Source organism: Pseudomonas sp. FG-3G (genome assembly GCF_901007645.1).
Lineage (GTDB): Bacteria > Pseudomonadota > Gammaproteobacteria > Pseudomonadales > Pseudomonadaceae > Aquipseudomonas > Aquipseudomonas rhizophila.
In genome coordinates this window covers 36,995-54,752 of sequence record NZ_CAAKGZ010000004.1, presented here as the reverse complement: position 1 = coordinate 54,752, position 17,758 = coordinate 36,995, and the positions used below count along the sequence as shown (strand labels likewise).

The following is a 17,758-nucleotide window of genomic DNA, read 5'->3' as shown; positions in this document are numbered from 1 at the left end:
GCCCTGTCCCTCACCGCGCCGGCAGGATCTTGCCCCGGCATTCGCCAAAGCCGATGGACGCAACACCTTCGCGGTGGCAACGGGCCCGCAGGATGATCTCGTCACCGTCCTCAAGGAATTTGCGCACTTCGCCAGAGGCCAGCTCGATTGGCTTTTTACCGCCCTCGGTAATCTCCAGCAGGCTGCCGAACTGACCGCTCTCAGGCCCCGACAAGGTGCCCGAACCGAACAGGTCACCGGCCTGCAACTGGCAACCATTGACGCTGTGGTGGGCGACCATCTGCGCTACGGTCCAGTACATGTACTGGGTGTTGCTCAACGTCAGGCGATGGGCCGGCAGGTTCTGCTCGCGCATGGCTTCGGTCAGCAGCAGGACTTCCAGTTCAATGTCGAAGGCCCCACCGGCCTGGTCACGCTTGTCCAGCAGATATGGCAACGGCTGCGGATCGCCTGCCGGACGCGCCGGTTGTGGGCGACGGAACGGTTCAAGGGCTTCGGCGGTCACCACCCACGGCGAAATACTGGTCAGGAAACTCTTTGACAGAAACGGCCCCAGCGGCTGGTATTCCCAGGCCTGGATATCCCGGGCCGACCAGTCGTTGAGCAGGCAGAAACCGCCAATGTGCTCGGCAGCATCACCGATGGCGATGGGTTCGCCCAAGGCGTTGCCCTTGCCGATCCAGATGCCCAGTTCCAGCTCATAGTCCAGTCGCGCGCACGGGCCGAAGGTCGGCTCGGTCTGGCCGGCGGGCAGCGTCTGACCCTTGGGGCGACGCACGTCGGTACCGGACGGGCGAATGGTCGAGGCGCGACCGTGATAACCGATGGGGACGTACTTGTAGTTGGGCAACAGCGGATTGTCGGGGCGGAACAACTTGCCGACGTTTTGCGCGTGTTCGATACCGACGTAGAAGTCGGTGTAGTCATTGATCCTGGCCGGCAAATGCATCTGGCAGTCGGCTGCGCGGACCAGCAGTTTCGCGCCCTGGGCTTCGATCTTGCCCCGCAGCGAGCTGTCTTCGCGCAGCAGCTCCAGCAAGCGTTCACGCAGGGCCACCCGAGCGCTGCGGCCGAGGTCGAAGAATGCATTCAACTGGCCGTCCTTCATGGCTTCGACGGCTTCGCGCGCCGCGCCGTCAAACAAGCCCGCCTGCAACGCGGCCTGCAAATCGAAAATCTGCTCACCAATCGCCACGCCGCTACGGGGAGCGCCGTCATCGATACTGAAGATGCCCAGCGGCAGGTTCTGCAGCGGGAAGTCGGCATGGCCATTGGCGGAGGCGACCCAGCTACGGGCAGGGGAAAGTTGAGTCATGGGTTATCTCCGGGTCGGGTCGAACGTGACCGGCAGCGAGGCCCAGCAGGCGTCGTAGTCAGTTTGCAATTGTGGGCAGTCCAGGGCGAAACGGCTCGGGCGCAGGACCTGGCTGGTTTCGAACATGAAGGCCATGGTGTTGTCGATTTTCGCAGGCGTCAGCTCGGCGTTGATCGCCTTGGTGCAGGTCTCGCCGTCCGGGCCATGGGCACTCATGCAACTGTGCAAGGAGGCGCCGCCGGGCAGGAAACCTTCGGCCTTGGCATCGTAGGCGCCCTGGATCAGGCCCATGAATTCATTCATCAGGTTGCGATGGAACCACGGCGGACGGAAGGTGTTTTCCGCGACCATCCAGCGCGGCGGGAAGATCACGAAATCGAGATTGGCCAGGCCGTGGACGCTGGTGGGTGAGGTCAATACGGTGAAGATCGACGGGTCCGGGTGGTCGAAGCTGACCGTACCGATGGTGTTGAAACGGCGCAGGTCATATTTGTAAGGCACGTTGTTGCCATGCCAGGCCACCACATCGAAGGGCGAATGATCCAGCTCGCAACCCCACAACTCACCGAGGAATTTCTGCACCAGCGCAGTCGGTCGGGCGAGGTTTTCGTAATGAGCGACCGGCGCCAGGAAATCCCGCGGGTTGGCCAGGCCGTTGCTGCCGATCGGCCCAAGGTCCGGCAGGCGCAACGGCGCGCCATGGTTTTCGGCGATATAGCCGCGGGCTTGTGGATCAAGCAACTCGACGCGAAATTTCAGGCCCCGGGGGATCACGGCAATTTCCAGCGGCGCCAATTCCAGCACGCCCAGCTCGGTGGCGATCCGCAGCCGTCCCAGCTGCGGCACGATCAGCCATTCCCCGTCAGCGTTGAAGAACACCCGTTCCATGGAACGGTTGGCGCGGTAATGGTAGACGCTGATACCGGCCGGTTTGTCCGAGCCGGCATTGGCCGCCATGCGCACCAGTCCATCGATGAAATCGGTTGGCTCGGCAGGAATATCCAACGGGTTCCAGCGCAGGCGATTGGGCGTGACCTCACCCAGAGGACCGCCCGCTATCTGATGTTCAAGTTTGACGAAGGCCGGATGATTGGCCGACGGCCGGATGCGATACATCCAGGTCCGCCGCGCTTCGCTGCGAACCATAGTGAAGGCAGTGCCGGAGAATAATTCGGCATAGAGACCGTAAGGGGCTTTTTGCGGGGAGTTCTGGCCAACGGGCAAGGCGCCGGGCAGCGCCTCGCTGGCAAATTCATTGCCAAAGCCTGACTGATAGGCCAGGTCCGACACTGTGGAATCGAGGGTCATGGAGCCTCCTGAACACAGGACTGGGTACGACCTCGTCGTTCCACGAAGAAACGTCAGGCGCACAGGTTATTTTTATCGTAATTCAATTACGCATAACGTAATTTGCTCGACAGCGACCGTCAAGCTATAAAGACGCCCATTCGCCTCTGGACTCAGCGCCTCCATGGAAACCCCGCTCAGCAACGGTAAACAGAAAGTCCGCTCGGCCGAAGTCGGCACCGACATCCTCAAGGCCCTGGCCGAACTGTCGCCCTCCACGTCGCTGTCGCGTCTGGCCGAACACGTGCAAATGCCGGCGAGCAAGGTTCATCGATACCTGCAGGCCTTGATCGCCAGCGGTTTCGCTGAACAGAACACGTCCACCAACCACTACGGCCTCGGGCGCGAAGCCTTGCGCGTGGGCCTGGCGGCGTTGAACGGCATGGACGTGTTGCAAGTGGCCGCCCTGCCCTTGGCCGAACTGCGCGATGACTTGAACGAAACCTGTTTCCTGGCGGTGTGGGGCAATCACGGCGCCACCGTCGTTCGGATCGAACCCGCCATACGGGCAGTGACCGTGGTGACGCAACTGGGGTCGGTATTGCCGCTGCTCAGCTCGTCCACGGGGCTGGTGTTCAGCGCCTACCTGCCGACGCGCGAAACGATCGGCTTGCGCGAACAGGAAGTGAGCGCTTCCACCGCCCACGCCCTGGCCGACGACCAGGCCTATGCCACCCTGTGCCAGCAAATACGCAGTCGCGGCCTGCACCATGTGCATGGCTTGCTGATGCCCGGCGTGGATGCCCTGTCAGCCCCGGTATTCAATGCTGTCGGCCAAGTGACGGCGGTGATGACCATTGTCGGCCCGACTTCCCTGTTCCATGCCGATGAAAACGGCCCGGCGGCGCAACGACTGTTGGCGGCGACCCGGGCCGTGAGCTGGCGGATGGGGTATGAGGCAGGCGCAGGATCGGATCAGCCAACGGGCCAATCCTGATCACACCATTGATGTGAGCGGTGATGCGTAGCGGCGGCAAGTAATCGTCTTGCCCTTGGGAATTCTTTATCTCATCACGCCCATGACTTTGGCCTTGGCGACCGCTTGCGTGCGCCGCTGAACGCCTAACTTGCTGTGTATCCGCCGCGAATGGGTTTTTACCGTGTGCAAGGATATGAACAAACGTTCGGCAATCTGCTGATTTGAATAGCCCTGCGCAATGAGCTCCAGCACTTCCAACTCCCGATGACTCAACAACGTGTCTTCGACTGCCACCGCCGGCTGCTCGATGTGCTCAGCCGATTGCGCCCAGCCCAACAGATCGGGCTGACGTGCGCGTAACTCGCACAAGGCTTGCTGGGCGCGCCAACAGGCAACTCGCTTGAGGCCCTCTTGCACGAGCGATCGTGCCTGGGAACGATCAGCGGACAGCCAGACGACTTCAGCCAGCGCCAGATACAGTTCGGTCTCCAGGCCATGCATTTCACAGTGCTGTGCCCGGTCGATCATTGCCTTGAGTTGCGCTTGCGGGTCTTGCGCCCGATGCAGATAAACCTCGGTCAGTACCAACAGGTACTCAAGTCGCGGAATCAACTCCAGGGTCGCAGGTGGGGCATGCTTGGCCTGCGGCCCGTGAAAGTGACGCAAGACCCGGGTCAGGGCCTCGTGAGCCAGTTCCGGGCGTCCCTGTTGCAGCCAGAACTGGCAACTGGTTTGCAACAGCACGCCACGGTACACCGTGTCGGGGATGTGCCGCTGTTGCATGATCCGCTCGGCATCGCGCAGTTGCAGGAAAGCCTCGCCATAGTCGCCACCATTGGCCGCCAGGGTGGCCTTGCCGAGAAAACCATAAAGCACTTGTTTGTCCTGGCAATGCAGGCCCGTTTCCAGGCCCGCCTGGAACTGCTCGGCAGCCTGCTCGGCCAACCCCATGCGCAAAGCCAGACGGCCACGGCGCAAGGCAATACGTCCCAGCAAGGCAGAAAAGTCCTGGCCAGGCTTATCGAGCAACCCCTGAACTGCGCTCAACAGATGGTCGGCCCGGTGAGGAGCACCGCGTTGCTCCAGGACCTGGGCGTGATCCAGTTCCAGCAAGCCCTCGAAGACCAGTGAGCCTTGGGCGCGCGCCAGGCACAGGGCTTGGCGATTGATCCATTGCGCAGTGGCCAGTTCCCCCTTGAGCAGTGCCTGCTGTGTCAGCCCCAACTGGCACAACAGGTGCAAGGCCCAGGCCTCTGGGTCGAGGCTCGCCTGGGCCTGGAGCAAGTGCTCGCGGGACTGCTCGCCATCCCCCGAAAGGTGCAGCAGCCAGCCCAGCAGAACCTGCCACCGGGCCAGCAGTTGCCGCTGCAGGCAGGCCGAAGGTTGCGGCATGAACCTGGCCAGTTGGTCGATGCACACCGATGCCTGATCGAAGCGTCCGGCGAATAGCAACGCAGCCGTGACCAACCCCACCGATTGCGGTGTACCGAGTGTCAGCGCTTCACCTTGTTGATCATGCAGCTTCAGCAACAGCGTCACGTTGCTGCGCTGCAGTACGTGTTCAAAATTCAGATGCTGCAGGAAACTGACGGCAGCCTCGAACTCTTGCGCTTGCATGGCCTGCTCGAATGCCATTTGCCAATCCTGCTCGGCGGCAAACCACTGGCAAGCCCGGCGATGCCAGGAGCGTCCCTGCGGCCAGGGCTCGTCCCGCACCAGTCGGGCCAGCGCCGGGAAAATCTGCAACCAGTCCGAAGACTGCTCCCACGGTTCGATAAAACAGCCCAGGTCCAACAACAAGGGCAGGCATTCGGCGCCCACCGTGTCACCAAACAGATGCTCGCAGAGCCGGGCATTGAAGCGCGGCAGATGCGCCAGCACTCGCCAGGCCTGCGCCAGGTCCGGGGTCAGCGTACTGAACAGCTCATATTCAAGGTAGTCATGCAGGGTCCCGGGCCGCCCCGGCGACGCGTGGCTGCGCGCCCATTCACAACGTTCAAGCAGGGCGATGCGCACCCCGGCGCACCAACCGCCACTGCGCTGTATCACCTCGCGCGCGGTGCGAGCGCCCTGGGGACCGGGCAAATGTTTGAGCAACTGCTGGACATCGTCATGGGTGAAGACCAGCGCCTGGGCATCGAATTCATGCAGTTCGTCATCAAGTAGCAGGCGCGGCCAGTTACAGTGAGGACGACGGCGACCATTCAACCAAAGGTGAAGCGCCGGACTGCTGATGCTCAACAGACGATCGAGAAACTGATCCAGCTCGGGGTTGGGTACCCGACAGTAATCATCCAGGAACAGCCAGGTCGGTGCTTGCAAGCCCGCCAGGTGAGCCAGCAGCCCCCCTTCATCCAGCAACGGCAGCCCGAGGGTCTGCGCCAGACGCTCGCACATTTGCGCCGCGTCCAGCATTGCGCCCCCAAGCGGCAACCAATGCAACCGGCAAGCGGCGGGGGCTTGCAGGAAACACTCAGCGAACAACGCACTCTTGCCACTGCCCGCTGGTGCGCAAAGCAGTTTTACCCGCGCCTCGGAGGCCAGCAAGGGCTCGCTCAAGGACCTGCGCGGCACATGGGTCGAAGACAGGCGGGGCAGCAATCCAGGACGGTCCGGACACGGGGTCATGGCGGTCATGTGCGAAGTCCAGTTTATTATTGTTTCATCACCCTAGTCCTGTGGCGCTCACCTTTGGAGAAGTATTCAGCGCGCTGATTGGCGCCCATAAAAAAAGACCGGCAAATCGATTGCCGGTCCTCACGATTAGCTAACGTCAGCCACAGTCAGCTTCAAACCGCCGGGTCTTAACGAACCCCCGTCGAGCGCAGCGCCGCGGGCGTGAAGTCCGCAGCCCTGGCTTCGAAACCGTACTCGTAGCTGCGCTTCTCTTCGTTCTTCATCCCCAGCGCAATGTAGCGGCCGGCGATGATGTCGTAGAGCGCCTCAAGGGTGTAGCCCGGGTTCTGATTGGCGTAGTAGAACTGGGCATGACCTTCGGCCACCCGCCACAGTTGACCGCGACCGTCGTAGTGATCCACCAGTGCCGCCTGCCAGCTGTCTTCATCGAAATACATGTGGCGCTTGGCGTAGATGTGACGTTCGTTTGGCTTGACCGTACCGACCACTTCCCAGACCCGATGCAGTTCATAGCGGGTCAGATCCTGATTGATGTGGCCGGCCTTGATCACGTCGTCATACTTGAGGCTGGGGGAATCCAGTTTGTAGCTGTTGTAGGGGATGTACATTTCCTTCTTCCCCACCAACTTCCAGTCGTAGCGGTCCGGCGCGCCGGAGAACAGGTCGAAGTTATCGGAGGTACGCAACCCGTCAGCGGCGGTGCCCGGGCCGTCGTAGGCCACTTGCGGGGCGCGACGCACACGGCGCTGGCCGGCGTTGTAGATCCAGGCCAGGCGCGGCTCCTTCACCTGGTCAAGCGTTTCATGCACCAGCAGCACGTTACCGGCCAGACGCGCCGGCGCGGTGACCGACTGTTTGAAGTAGGTCAGCACGTTGCTGGCCTTTTCCGGATCGGCGTCTTTGATCAGAAACGGCACGGCGATCTCTTCTTCGAAGCGGATCGGGGTGAAGCTGCCGTTGGTTTGTGGGGTGGCCTGGGTGATGATGCGCCGCACGTTGCCGCCGTGATAGCGGGTGACGTGGTTCCACAGCACTTCCACGCCGTTCTTGGGGATCGGGAATGCGTAGTAACGGTTACCGGTGAAATTGGCCAGGCCGTTACCGTCATTGATGGTGGTGACGTTGAGGGCGCTGCGCTTGGCCGACTCGTAGATCTCGGGCGGTAGCGAGACGCTGCGATGGGTCGGATAGACCGGAATCTTGTAGGTTTGCGGATAGCGCTTGAACATCGCTATCTGGCCTTCGGAAAGCTTGTCCTTGTACTTGTCCACGGTCTCGGCGGTGATGGTGAACAGCGGTTTTTCCCCGGCAAAGGGATCGGCCAGAAAGCCTTTGCTGTCCACCGCCCCGGCGTTTTTGGCGATGCCACCGGTCCAGGCCGGAATCGAGCCATCGGCATTGCCTGCCTTTTCCGCGCCCAGCGGCGTAAGGCTGCTGCCCAATTTGTTTGCTTCATCCGGCGAAACTGCCGCCATCACGTTCGCGGCCAGCAGGCTCAGGGCCAGGGCGCCGCATTGCAGAATCATCTTGCGCATTGGTTTTTCCTTGTCAGCCAGATCAGAAGTTCACGCCAAAGCTCAACGCGAGGAAGTCGCGGTCTTCGAGGACGTTGTAGTCGCCGCCGAAAAAGTCGGTGTAACTCAGGCTGGCGGTATAGGTGTTGCGGTAGTCGGCATCGACACCCAAGCTGATGGCCTTGGCGCCTTCGTTGAACAAGCCGTTGGGGCCGTAGCCGGCCACGTCATGGGACCAGGAGACGTTGGGCTTGAAGTTGATACCGGCAACGACGTTGGAGTAGTCAAGAATTGCCCGGGCGCGATAGCCCCACGAGGTCGAGGTGACGAAACCGTCGGTGTCACCGCCAAACCCGTACTGGCCGTAGACCGAGTCACGGCCATAACGCAGCTTGTCCTTGGATTCCAGGCCACCGACGTGCACCACCGCCGCCTCGCCCACCACGGTCAGGCGATCAGCGCCCAGCACCTGGTCGAAGAAGTGCGTCAGGGTGCTCTGGATCTGGGTCAATTCCTTACGACGATAACCGGTGTTATCGGCCCCGGGCGAGGTCGCGATGGGCGAAGCTGCACCGCCTGCGATCGGGTTGAGCAAGGCCAAGGTCAGATCGTTGGTGTTGAGCTGCACAGGTGCGTTGGGGCGGTAGCTGATTTCCCCGGTCCACGCGGTGCCGGTAGGCAGCGTGGTGGCGAAGCTGGCACCGTACAGACGGATGTCCTCGGGGTATTCAAGGTAATACTGACCGCGCCCCAGCATCACGCTTTGCGCCAGCCCCGAACCGCTGCCAGGGGCAAGCCCTTCTGCAATCGCGACCATTCCCGGCAATGCCGACAATGTAGACAGGCCGGCGGTGGTGGTGCCCACGGTTGGCGTGCGGCTGTGGTAGTTCATGAAGTACAGGCCGTACTCGGTGTCGTCACCGAGCCAGCGCAACGCCGTGCCCCACTGGCCGGAATCACGGGCGTCACGGTCACCGCTGCGAGCAATGACAACGCCTTCGTCATTCACCTGGATGCCTTGGCCAAAGGCCTGAGTCAATGGTACGAATGGCGCAATCGCCGGGCTGCCCACGGTGTAGCCGCTGGTGCAGCCATCGGCTACCACGTCGTTGCCAAAGAAAGTGCCGCAGTTATCGACGACCGTCTGATCCCATTCCAGTTGGTAGAAACCTTCGATGGTGAGCTTGTCGGTCAAGCCCTGGGAGGCGAACAGCATGTTCACCGGGATCAGGCCTTCCTTGATCTCGGCACCCGGCCGGCGGAACGCGGAGACGTCCACCGGGTTGATGCTGTTGATGGAGTTGCCGATGAAGGTACTTTCACCCCAACTGACCACCTGCTTGCCCGCACGCACCGTACCCGGCAAGTCGGCGATGGAGTAATTGTGATAGACAAACGCATCGAGAAGCTGCGCCCCTGACGACTTGGAGCCTTCCTTGCGGTTGCTGTCGCTGATGTCCTTGAACGGGCGGCTTTCGTCCTTGAGTTCGAAGTCATACCAATACTTGCCGCGCACGAACACGCCAGTATCACCGTACTTGAGTTCGAGATCGTGCAGGCCTTTGAATATCTTGGAAAAGGTCTCGCCCTTCTTGAAGTTCAGCCGCCCATCGTCACCGGTGGACGACTGCCCCGTACCGCCGTTGACGCTGCCGACCAAGTCCCGGTCGGCGTCGCGCATGCCCCAGCTCGCGCCCACGGACAACGAGGAGTCGAACTGCCCCTCGATCTCGCCAATGTTGAATGAAACGGCCTGCGCCTGGGCAGAGCAACCCAAGGCCACCGCGACGGCCAGCGCCTGCGGTTTGAAGATGGCGCGCATTGTTATTGTTGTCATGCGTCTTCCCCGGTGAGTGACAGAGCCTTCACCCTACTGCCGCACGACATGGGCGATAAGCGCACCAAGGAGGTATTCGCGCTGTACCCCGAAAGGATTACAGGTCATGGAATACGGGGCTTTGCGCCGCGCATGGACGCACTGGATGATGGGTCATCAGCGCCGCGCATATTCATCGGGCCTGTTAACTGTTGCGCGCCCTGCAACGGTGCATGTCTGGATCCGGGCTGTTTCCGACGATGGCCAATCCCTATGCTGGCCGGGCTTTCAGGGCAACGGGCCTGCAGGCACAAGCCGCCATCGCGTCCCTCGCGACCGGCGCACCGTCATTCGGATGGATTGGCGCATCGGTCCATCACCTCCCGTGTTCACTGACGTTGGTTTTCTGCTCCTTTGCAACGTCATTTTCAGGCCGCTGCTTTTTGCAGCGGCCTTTTTTATGCGTAGTTACTTGCGAGTTAAAACTTCTTTCAAACGGGAGCAAGCGCCCTCGCCACGCAATCATTCACCCGCGTATGCGTCGTCTCGTTTAACGGCTGTTTTACTCTGTAGATTATCTCCAACTAAACTTTCTCAATTCCTACATCACCGTCAGCTTTCGCCATAGGAAATGGCAGCCACACCCTGTTTCCACTAACGATTAATTCCCGGACATCCAAACGCCTGTTCCTACAACAAAGCAAGAAACCCACTACGGCCATATCAAAAACTCACTGTTAGGCTGAATGTCAGTCACAGCATTCTGTTTTGACTTTAAACCTCAGTGAGTTTTTATGACACTTATCAACTACAACAGCTATCGCTCGGTAAAAGGCTTCAACAATAGAATTCGTTTTCTAGTCTTTCATTACACCGCCGCGAACTTTTCATCCTCCATCAACGCACTGACCGGTTCCTCTGTCAGCGCCCACTACCTCATCCCGGACTTCAGCGACCCGAGTTACTTGAAAGCAGGTTTCCAGGAACCGCAGATTTTCAATCTGGTCGACGAGAACCAACGAGCCTGGCACGCAGGGGTGAGCAGTTGGGGTGGTCGCACGAATCTGAACGACACCTCGATCGGTGTTGAAATCGTCAACCTGGCCACCGATAACCACGGGCAATTCACTTTCCCGCCTTATCAACCTCAGCAAGTCGAGGCGATCGAATACCTGGCGTTGAACATCCTCAAGCGCTATCCGGACATCAGCCCGGTCAATGTGGTGGGACACTCGGATATTGCTGCTGGCAGGAAAAGCGATCCCGGCCCGATGTTCCCCTGGCATACGCTGTATCTGAAGGGCATCGGCGCATGGTTCGATGAACCCACGCAGAAAGCTTACACCCGTGCCTACCAATGCAACGGCCTGCCGACTCGCGAGCAACTGCTCGGCTTGTTCCGCAAATATGGGTATGACACGTCGGCAGCCGCCACAAGTGCGGGTTTTCAGCGTTTGGTGCGAGCCTTTCAGCTGCACTTTCGTCCAGCGAAATACGACGGTGTGATGGACATCGAGACTGCCGCGAATCTGGCGGCGCTGGTGAAGAAATACGTCCCCTGACCACCGTTGCCGCGCGTGACGGCAACGGGTCGAGGCCGCAAGGTCAAACGGTGTAGCGCTGCAAGTTCGCCATCATTTCCTTCAACGCTTCAAGGTTGTCATTGGGGTGTACCGCACCCTCGAAATCACAGATTTGCTGCCAGTGGGCCGCGACGTCTTCAGGCGAGAAACCTTTGTTTGGATCGAAGCCGGCACCCAGGCTGCGCTCCCAACGCACCTTGCCCATCCAGCCGCCGCCCACTTCGAACAACCCGGAGGTTTCCTGGCAGGTCTCGCTGGCCAGATACACCACCAACGGGCTGACGAGTTCAGGCTTGAGCTGTTCGAACACCTGCGGCGGGATCAGGCCTTCGGTCATGCGGGTGCCACCGGTGGGCGCGATGGCATTGACCAGAATATTGTTCTTGCGACCTTCGATGGCCAGGGTGCGCGTCAGGCCATAAAGGCCGAGCTTGGCCATGCCGTAGTTGGATTGACCGAAGTTGCCGTAGATGCCGGACGTGGAGGCCGTAAAGATCACCCGCCCGTAATTCTGCTCACGCAGGTGTGGCCAGGCGGCGCGGGTGACTTTGTAGGCGCCCTCGACATGGACGCGGTAGACCAGGTCCCAGTCGGCGTCCTCCATTTTGTGGAAGGTCTTGTCCCGCAGGATCCCGGCGTTGTTGACCACTACATCGACCCGGCCAAACACGTCGAGCGCGTTTTGAACAAGCTTGTCGCCATCGGTGACGGAGTCGTGGTTCGCTTCGGCAATGCCGCCGGCTTGGCGAATTTCAGCGACCACCCGATCCGCCGCCGAGGCGTTGGCCCCTTCTCCCTGGGCAGAGCCGCCGAGGTCGTTGACCAGCACTTTGGCCCCCTGCCTGGCGAACAACAGGGCATGGGCTCGCCCCAGGCCACCGCCAGCTCCCGTGACGATCACGACTTTATCTTCGAAGCGCACAGATTCACTCATGGGCAGAACTCCAGCAGGCAATAGGACAATGCCCCGAGTGTCGGGCACAGGGCGGTTGGTCACAATCAACAGGGTTGCAAGTGAATGGTGGCCAATAAGGTGAGGGGATGATACGAGCCGGATCTGCTGTGGGCTCCGTGACCCTCACCAGAGGCGGGACCGAGTCGCTGCCATCGCGAGCAGGCTCGCTCCCACACAGGCCTGCGTAGACTCGCCTCTCTGTGGGAGCGAGCCTGCTCGCGATAGTGCTCCAACCTTCAGCAGTTATGAGCAGACCACCTGCCTGACCGGTGCGGCCATGTTTTCGCGAAACTCCAGGTAATGCTTGAGTACCTGCACCGGGGCTTCGGTGTGCGGGTAGTGGCCGATGTCGGGCAGCAGTACGGTGTCAGGGTTGGGGATCAGCGCCTCGTAGCGCGCCACCATGTGTTCACCGGAAATCGGATCGACCGCGCCGTCGATCACCCGCAGCGCCACCTCGCCGCGCTGCATGGCCTGCACCCAGCGGTCACGCTGCACACGCCGTTCGGGAATGTAGGCAATGAGTTTGTGCATGATCCGCGGTCCGTGATGGGTTTCGACCAGGCTCCAGTAATCGTCCAGCTCGCTTTCGGTCGGGCCAGTCCTGGGGCCGAATATCTGGCGAAAACTCTTGACCAGGCCTTCTCGGGAAAAAGCTCGGCCCAGTAGCCAGCCCAAGGGGCTGAGCAACAGTTTTTGCATCAGCACCGGACGATGGGTTTCGGGAAACAGACCGCCGTTGAGAAAGACACAACTGGCGAGTTCGATGCGCGCCTCGTAGTGACGGGCGATCAGTTCCTGGGCCACGCTGTCACCATAATCATGGGCCAGTACATGCACGGCTTGCTTCACATTCAAATGCGCCAGCAAAGCCTGCTGCAGGTCAGCCTGCTCCAACAGGCTGTAGACATGATCCGTCGGCTTGGCCGAGTCGCCAAAACCGAGCATGTCGCAGGCGATCACCCGATAACGCTGTGCCAGCGGCTGCCACAGGTAATGCCAGTCCCAACTGGCGGTGGGGAAACCATGGATCAGCAACAACGGCTCGCCGTGCCCCGCCACCCAATACCGGATAGCGTGGCCACGGAACATCAAAGTCTGGCCGCGCTGGCGCCAAATACGCAGGGGAATCTGGACCAGAGGCATCAGCATCTATAACCCGAATCTTGTTGATCCAGCTTGCGCAGCAACGCCGGCCATGCCAGCGCGCCTCCCATGCCTTGGGCGCTTTTGGTCACCCCGGCAATCATCGCCCGGGCGCCGGCCAGTATCTGCGGCTCGATGGCGATCAGTTCAGCCCCACCGTTGAGCGCCAGGACCTGGATGTCACAGGCTCGCTGGAAGGTGAACATCATCAGGAAGGTGTCGGCAATGGTGCCGCCACAGGTCAGCAGACCGTGATTGTGCAGCATCAGGAAATTATTGGCGCCCAGATCCGCCTGCAGGCGGGCCTTCTCTTCGTGATTGAGGGCCACGCCTTCATAGGCGTGATACGCCAGACTCGACAATACGAACAACGATTGCTGGCTGATAGGCAACACACCCTGCTTCTGTGCCGACACAGCAACGCCGGCCGCCGTGTGGGTATGCAGCACACACACCACATCGTGCCGCACCTCATGCACCGCACTGTGGATGGTATAACCGGCCGGATTGATCTCGTAGGGGCTGTCCATCAGCTTGTTGCCGGCCTGATCGACCTTGACCAGGCTCGAGGCGGTGACCTCATGAAACATCAAACCGAACGGGTTGATCAAAAAATCATCGGTCCCGGGCACCTTGGCGGATATATGCGTGAAAATCAGGTCATCCCAGCCATACAGGGCGACTAGCCGGTAACAGGCGGCCAGATCGACGCGGGTTTGCCATTCGGCGGCACTGACCTGATCCTTGATGCTGAGTGTCGATGGGACGGGCGCTACGCTCACGGCTCTGACCTCTGCTTTCTAGTTATAGGTGCTTGTTCTGAAACAGTCATGAACAAGCTAACCAGTCTAGTCAGCTCCCGCGAGGTCGGTAGTTGCATTGGCAGCCAGCTTACTGGCCGAGCGAGTCATCCGGGGGTGGCCGTTCACCTCACATTACGTTAGCGACGCAGCGCGTCGATCAACGCCTCCAGCCAAGGTTCGGCATCGGTTTCCGGGGTGACGCTTTCGCTGGCATCCAGACGCAACATGGGCAATACCTCGCGCACGCCCAGCTCGGCGAACAACTCGCGCATCTGCTCGCCACCGCCGCAGAAGGTATCGCCATAACTGGCGTCGCCCAGGCCTATCACGGCACCCGGCAGGTCACGAAAAAAGGCTGGCAATTGGTCGCGAATCGTCGAATATAAGGGCATCAAGTTGTCCGGCAACTCTCCCATGCCCGTCGTGGAAGTCACGGCCAGCAAGGCCGCCGGGCCAAACGCCTGAATGTCCGCAAGGCTTGCGCGCGGGTTGTGCAGCGTTTCAAAACCCGCTTCACCGAGCAGTTTGGCGGCGTGCCGAGCGACTTCTTCGGCGGTCCCGTAGACGGAACCCGAAAGGATGGCGACTTTCATCAATCTGATCCTGAACCTGAATAAAAAAGAGCGGCGATAGTAGCAGGCTCAGACGCAACGCTGCGATTGACTCTCAACATCCAATAATGGCCAGTAGACATCGCGGTAGGTTCTTCTAAAATGCAGCGCACACAGGGATGTTCAAGGGATGTCGCCCATGATTAATGCTCAACTGATGCAACTGGTCATCAACGCCTCGAACGACGGCATTGTCATCGCTGAAAAAGAAGGCGATGAAGACAATATCCTGATCTACGTAAACCCGGCTTTCGAACGGCTGACCGGCTACAGCAGTGAAGAGATTCTTTATCAGGATTGCCGATTCCTGCAGTCAGGTGATCGCGACCAGCCGGCCCTGGAGCAGATTCGCACGGCCCTCAAGCAGAACGGTGCCTGCCGGGAGATTCTGCGCAACTACCGCAAGGACGGCAGCCCTTTCTGGAATGAGTTGTCTCTGTCGACGGTGAAAAACGAGGCTGACGGACGCACTTATTTCGTGGGCGTGCAAAAAGACGTGACCGCTCAGGTCAAGGCTCAACAACGCGTCGCCCAGCTGGAAAAGGAGCTGGCCGAAGCACGAGCAACCATTGCCCGACTCGAAGCGACGAACGGCGCAAACAAACCGGCGAATTAGCGGTCAGTCACTACAATCACCAGTGAAAGTGTAAATCCTCTTTTCGAGCACATCATGCAGCGCGACGCCCTACTGACGCAGGATGAATTGGATTTCATCCGGACCATGCAGCACAACCCGCAACTCAACGAGCGGGATGTAACGTCGAGCTTGCTGGTAAACGGCGGGTCGCAGATTCGTGACTTGCTGACGCGTCTGGCGGCCAACGAACAGGTGACGCTGCAAGCCAACTTCGAAAACCAGCAAATGACTTTTCCGTTGCACCTGGTGGAAGACGAATTCCACGCAATGCACCTGCGTCTGGGTGTGCCCAGCATCTACGAAGATGGGCCGAAAATCCGGCCATGGCGCCTCACGCTTGACGAGCCGGTGGCGCTGGAAAATGCCAAAGGCCTGCCCGGGCCGCTCTGGGCCCATGAGGTGTCCTGCAAAGGAATCCTGTTGCAAAACCGCAGTCGGACCAAGCCGCCAAAGCAATTTGCCTTGTGGTTCAGCCCGTCAGGTTATGAAAGGATTTCCTTGCGCGGCACACTGGAACGGGAAACCGATCAGGGCTTATACGCCTACCACCTGAGCCAGAATGACGAGGATGAGACCGAACGCCTGCGTCAATACATCCTTCAGCAACACCGCCTGACCCATCCGGCCATGCACATCTGATGCACGGCTTGACCTGCCGGTTATCAGGTATCCAAAGTACCTGCCAATAGTTGTCGCAACCGCTGGTGCATCAAGGTCCCTTCACTGCCCAGGCAACCTATCGACGACCCCGCGAGGCTGTCCTGAAGCAGATCGGACGCATCACCGGCCAGCATCAGCGGGCAGTCCAGGCCCATCGCCAACTTGTTCAGGCGCTTAGGTAACTCGGCAGGCGGTGCATGGTTGGAAACCAGCACCAACGCCAACGGCTGGACCTTTTGGCACACCAGGGTCAGTTCGTCGAATGGCAGCCCAATGGTCAACACCCTGACGCCGACTTCCGCCTTGGAGACGAACAGCGCCGTGACCAGCAACTCCAGCTCTCGACATTGACCGACAATGCCCACGACCAACACCCGTCGCGACTGGGCTTCGCGCTTGAGGAGGAGTCGCTGGATAATGCGTGAGCGCAGGAACCCATCGAAAAACACCCATTCGCTGGTTTGTCCGAACTCCTGCTGGCGTTGCTGCAACTGCCGCCAGACCGGCATCAGGATGTCCTGAAATACGATCGGCACGGCGTAGGTGGAAAATATCTGCCCGTAGAGACGGTCCAGCTCTATGTCGTCAAAGTTGCCAACCGCCCCAGCCACCTGTTGTTGCCACTGGGCATAATCGGCTCTCACCAGATCCGAGGAAATAAGCGCGGAAACCGGTTGCACCGATTCGGTCTTGGTCAGGATCTTTCCCACTTTGCTCACGGCCACCCCGCGCTCAATCCAGGCGAGGATGCTGCGCACCTTTTCGATATCGCCGACGGAGTACAAGCGATGCCCGCTTTCGGTGCGCGTGGGCTGAATCAGACCGTAGCGACGCTCCCACGCGCGCAAGGTCACGGGGTTCACGCCGGTCAACCGCGCTACTTCGCGGATGGGGAACAGTTCCTCCTGCCTCAAGGCAGTGGTTGCCTGGAAAACGAAGTTATCCTCAGTGATTACGCTCATTTTGGCAGACAATTCCGGCTGGCAAATTGGATCCCAGTGTACTCCCTCTGAGTCATAGGATGACAAGAACAAACGCCACTGATGCGCGATTTTGTTGCTTTTCACTCAAGAAGGAATAAACCTTGCGTGCTTTTTGGCGAACGGACGCGCCCCACCACCCTGGGGCGTTCCCGCGAATCTCCTACCCGGAGTACCGCACCTGTTTTACGGAGATACATAATGTCTACCTCACCCGTCACCTTGATGGTGGCCCGTCGTGTCGCCAATGGGCGCTATCAGGACCTGATCGTCTGGTTGCGCGAAGGCGAACAATTGGCCACCGACTTTCCCGGCTACCTGGGTTCCGGTGTACTCGCGCCACCGCCTCAGAGCGATGAATTCCAGATTATTTTCCGCTTTGCCGACGAGCAGACCCTGCATGCCTGGGAGCACTCGGCCTCGCGCACGGCGTGGCTGGCGCGAGGCAGCGAGCTGTTTGCCCACCCTTCGGAACACAGGGTGCGCGGTATCGACGGTTGGTTTGGCGCCGGCGATCAACGGCCACCACGCTGGAAACAGGCCGTGGCCATCTGGCTCGCGTTCTTTCCGGTGTCGCTGCTGTTCAACTTTCTGCTGGGGCCATTGCTCAGTGAGCTGGGAATGATGAGCCGCGTGCTGATCAGCACACTCATTCTGACGCCATTGATGGTCTATCTGTTTATTCCGATGTCGACTCACCTGCTGGCGGGTTGGTTGAACGGTGCAGCGCCCAAAGCACTGCCAGCCAAGCCGGCTACGCAGAATCAGTGATGCCGGGCCGTTCTCGTCGGCCGCAGCGTTCGCGTTCAACAAGGGTCACTGTGGGAGCGGGCTT

Annotated in this window: 15 protein-coding genes; 5 read left to right on the top strand and 10 right to left on the bottom strand. The window is 60.1% G+C overall.

Annotated elements, in window-relative coordinates; genetic code table 11:
- Nucleotides 1-10: 10 nt before the first annotated feature.
- Entirely contained in the window at nt 11-1,315 is a 1,305-nt protein-coding gene (gene fahA / locus PSEUDOMOFG3G_RS02800) for a fumarylacetoacetase (protein ID WP_076383583.1), read from the bottom strand.
- 3 nt (nt 1,316-1,318) lie between these two features.
- Nucleotides 1,319-2,623 (bottom strand): homogentisate 1,2-dioxygenase, encoded by a 1,305-nt coding sequence (gene hmgA / locus PSEUDOMOFG3G_RS02795; protein WP_076383582.1) that lies wholly within the window; start codon nt 2,621-2,623, stop codon nt 1,319-1,321.
- Between the two features lie 163 nt (nt 2,624-2,786).
- On the opposite strand from hmgA, the gene PSEUDOMOFG3G_RS02790 reads away from it, so the two are divergent.
- Nucleotides 2,787-3,599 (top strand): IclR family transcriptional regulator, encoded by an 813-nt coding sequence (locus PSEUDOMOFG3G_RS02790; protein WP_047228622.1) that lies wholly within the window; start codon nt 2,787-2,789, stop codon nt 3,597-3,599.
- Nucleotides 3,600-3,665: 66 nt separating this feature from the next.
- On the opposite strand, the gene PSEUDOMOFG3G_RS02785 is transcribed toward PSEUDOMOFG3G_RS02790, so the two are convergent.
- The 3 genes from PSEUDOMOFG3G_RS02785 to PSEUDOMOFG3G_RS02775 all read right to left on the bottom strand — a co-directional run bounded on the left by PSEUDOMOFG3G_RS02785 (nt 3,666) and on the right by PSEUDOMOFG3G_RS02775 (nt 9,569).
- Nucleotides 3,666-6,218, bottom strand: coding sequence for a LuxR C-terminal-related transcriptional regulator (locus tag PSEUDOMOFG3G_RS02785; RefSeq protein WP_139049162.1), 2,553 nt, complete (start codon nt 6,216-6,218; stop codon nt 3,666-3,668).
- Nucleotides 6,219-6,385: 167 nt separating this feature from the next.
- Nucleotides 6,386-7,753 carry a DUF1329 domain-containing protein gene (locus tag PSEUDOMOFG3G_RS02780; RefSeq protein ID WP_139049161.1) on the bottom strand — a complete coding sequence of 456 codons (1,368 nt, stop codon included), beginning with the start codon at nt 7,751-7,753 and terminating at the stop codon, nt 6,386-6,388.
- Between the two features lie 22 nt (nt 7,754-7,775).
- Nucleotides 7,776-9,569 carry a DUF1302 domain-containing protein gene (locus tag PSEUDOMOFG3G_RS02775; RefSeq protein ID WP_076383579.1) on the bottom strand — a complete coding sequence of 598 codons (1,794 nt, stop codon included), beginning with the start codon at nt 9,567-9,569 and terminating at the stop codon, nt 7,776-7,778.
- 773 nt (nt 9,570-10,342) lie between these two features.
- Between PSEUDOMOFG3G_RS02775 and PSEUDOMOFG3G_RS02770 the strand changes: the two genes are divergently transcribed.
- Nucleotides 10,343-11,110, top strand: coding sequence for an N-acetylmuramoyl-L-alanine amidase (locus tag PSEUDOMOFG3G_RS02770; RefSeq protein WP_047228626.1), 768 nt, complete (start codon nt 10,343-10,345; stop codon nt 11,108-11,110).
- Between the two features lie 43 nt (nt 11,111-11,153).
- Here the strand turns inward: PSEUDOMOFG3G_RS02770 and PSEUDOMOFG3G_RS02765 are convergent, their stop codons facing one another.
- The 4 genes from PSEUDOMOFG3G_RS02765 to PSEUDOMOFG3G_RS02750 all read right to left on the bottom strand — a co-directional run bounded on the left by PSEUDOMOFG3G_RS02765 (nt 11,154) and on the right by PSEUDOMOFG3G_RS02750 (nt 14,628).
- Nucleotides 11,154-12,065 carry an SDR family oxidoreductase gene (locus PSEUDOMOFG3G_RS02765; RefSeq protein WP_076383577.1) on the bottom strand — a complete coding sequence of 304 codons (912 nt, stop codon included), beginning with the start codon at nt 12,063-12,065 and terminating at the stop codon, nt 11,154-11,156.
- A 264-nt stretch (nt 12,066-12,329) separates the two neighbouring features.
- Entirely contained in the window at nt 12,330-13,232 is a 903-nt protein-coding gene (locus PSEUDOMOFG3G_RS02760) for an alpha/beta fold hydrolase (protein WP_139049181.1), read from the bottom strand.
- On the bottom strand, nt 13,232-14,014 hold the full coding sequence (locus tag PSEUDOMOFG3G_RS02755; RefSeq protein WP_047228628.1) for a class II aldolase/adducin family protein: 783 nt from the start codon (nt 14,012-14,014) through the stop codon (nt 13,232-13,234). Before PSEUDOMOFG3G_RS02755 ends, PSEUDOMOFG3G_RS02760 begins: the two co-directional genes overlap by 1 nt.
- Before the next feature lie 158 nt (nt 14,015-14,172).
- A complete protein-coding gene (locus tag PSEUDOMOFG3G_RS02750; RefSeq protein WP_076383576.1) occupies nt 14,173-14,628 on the bottom strand; it encodes a flavodoxin in 456 nt (151 codons plus the stop codon).
- Nucleotides 14,629-14,785: 157 nt separating this feature from the next.
- Here PSEUDOMOFG3G_RS02750 and PSEUDOMOFG3G_RS02745 point away from each other — a divergent pair, with 157 nt between their 5' ends.
- Nucleotides 14,786-15,262 carry a PAS domain-containing protein gene (locus PSEUDOMOFG3G_RS02745; RefSeq protein WP_047228630.1) on the top strand — a complete coding sequence of 159 codons (477 nt, stop codon included), beginning with the start codon at nt 14,786-14,788 and terminating at the stop codon, nt 15,260-15,262.
- A gap of 54 nt (nt 15,263-15,316) precedes the next feature.
- Nucleotides 15,317-15,922 carry a hypothetical protein gene (locus PSEUDOMOFG3G_RS02740; protein WP_047228631.1) on the top strand — a complete coding sequence of 202 codons (606 nt, stop codon included), beginning with the start codon at nt 15,317-15,319 and terminating at the stop codon, nt 15,920-15,922.
- Between the two features lie 23 nt (nt 15,923-15,945).
- Here PSEUDOMOFG3G_RS02740 and PSEUDOMOFG3G_RS02735 read toward each other — a convergent pair whose 3' ends face one another.
- Nucleotides 15,946-16,905, bottom strand: coding sequence for a MerR family transcriptional regulator (locus tag PSEUDOMOFG3G_RS02735; protein WP_139049160.1), 960 nt, complete (start codon nt 16,903-16,905; stop codon nt 15,946-15,948).
- Between the two features lie 219 nt (nt 16,906-17,124).
- Here PSEUDOMOFG3G_RS02735 and PSEUDOMOFG3G_RS02730 point away from each other — a divergent pair, with 219 nt between their 5' ends.
- Nucleotides 17,125-17,694, top strand: a complete 570-nt coding sequence (locus tag PSEUDOMOFG3G_RS02730) for an antibiotic biosynthesis monooxygenase (RefSeq protein WP_047228633.1) — start codon at nt 17,125-17,127, stop codon at nt 17,692-17,694.
- Nucleotides 17,695-17,758 lie beyond the last annotated feature (64 nt).

What these genes read in the sequence shown, in the direction of transcription:
- fahA (WP_076383583.1), bottom strand. Translation starts at nt 1,315, where the DNA reads ATGACTCAACTTTCCCCTGCCCGTAGCTGGGTCGCCTCCGCCAATGGC.
- hmgA (WP_076383582.1), bottom strand. Translation starts at nt 2,623, where the DNA reads ATGACCCTCGATTCCACAGTGTCGGACCTGGCCTATCAGTCAGGCTTT.
- PSEUDOMOFG3G_RS02790 (WP_047228622.1), top strand. Translation starts at nt 2,787, where the DNA reads ATGGAAACCCCGCTCAGCAACGGTAAACAGAAAGTCCGCTCGGCCGAA.
- PSEUDOMOFG3G_RS02785 (WP_139049162.1), bottom strand. Translation starts at nt 6,218, where the DNA reads ATGACCGCCATGACCCCGTGTCCGGACCGTCCTGGATTGCTGCCCCGC.
- PSEUDOMOFG3G_RS02780 (WP_139049161.1), bottom strand. Translation starts at nt 7,753, where the DNA reads ATGCGCAAGATGATTCTGCAATGCGGCGCCCTGGCCCTGAGCCTGCTG.
- PSEUDOMOFG3G_RS02775 (WP_076383579.1), bottom strand. Translation starts at nt 9,569, where the DNA reads ATGACAACAATAACAATGCGCGCCATCTTCAAACCGCAGGCGCTGGCC.
- PSEUDOMOFG3G_RS02770 (WP_047228626.1), top strand. Translation starts at nt 10,343, where the DNA reads ATGACACTTATCAACTACAACAGCTATCGCTCGGTAAAAGGCTTCAAC.
- PSEUDOMOFG3G_RS02765 (WP_076383577.1), bottom strand. Translation starts at nt 12,065, where the DNA reads ATGAGTGAATCTGTGCGCTTCGAAGATAAAGTCGTGATCGTCACGGGA.
- PSEUDOMOFG3G_RS02760 (WP_139049181.1), bottom strand. Translation starts at nt 13,232, where the DNA reads ATGCCTCTGGTCCAGATTCCCCTGCGTATTTGGCGCCAGCGCGGCCAG.
- PSEUDOMOFG3G_RS02750 (WP_076383576.1), bottom strand. Translation starts at nt 14,628, where the DNA reads ATGAAAGTCGCCATCCTTTCGGGTTCCGTCTACGGGACCGCCGAAGAA.
- PSEUDOMOFG3G_RS02745 (WP_047228630.1), top strand. Translation starts at nt 14,786, where the DNA reads ATGATTAATGCTCAACTGATGCAACTGGTCATCAACGCCTCGAACGAC.
- PSEUDOMOFG3G_RS02740 (WP_047228631.1), top strand. Translation starts at nt 15,317, where the DNA reads ATGCAGCGCGACGCCCTACTGACGCAGGATGAATTGGATTTCATCCGG.
- PSEUDOMOFG3G_RS02735 (WP_139049160.1), bottom strand. Translation starts at nt 16,905, where the DNA reads ATGAGCGTAATCACTGAGGATAACTTCGTTTTCCAGGCAACCACTGCC.
- PSEUDOMOFG3G_RS02730 (WP_047228633.1), top strand. Translation starts at nt 17,125, where the DNA reads ATGTCTACCTCACCCGTCACCTTGATGGTGGCCCGTCGTGTCGCCAAT.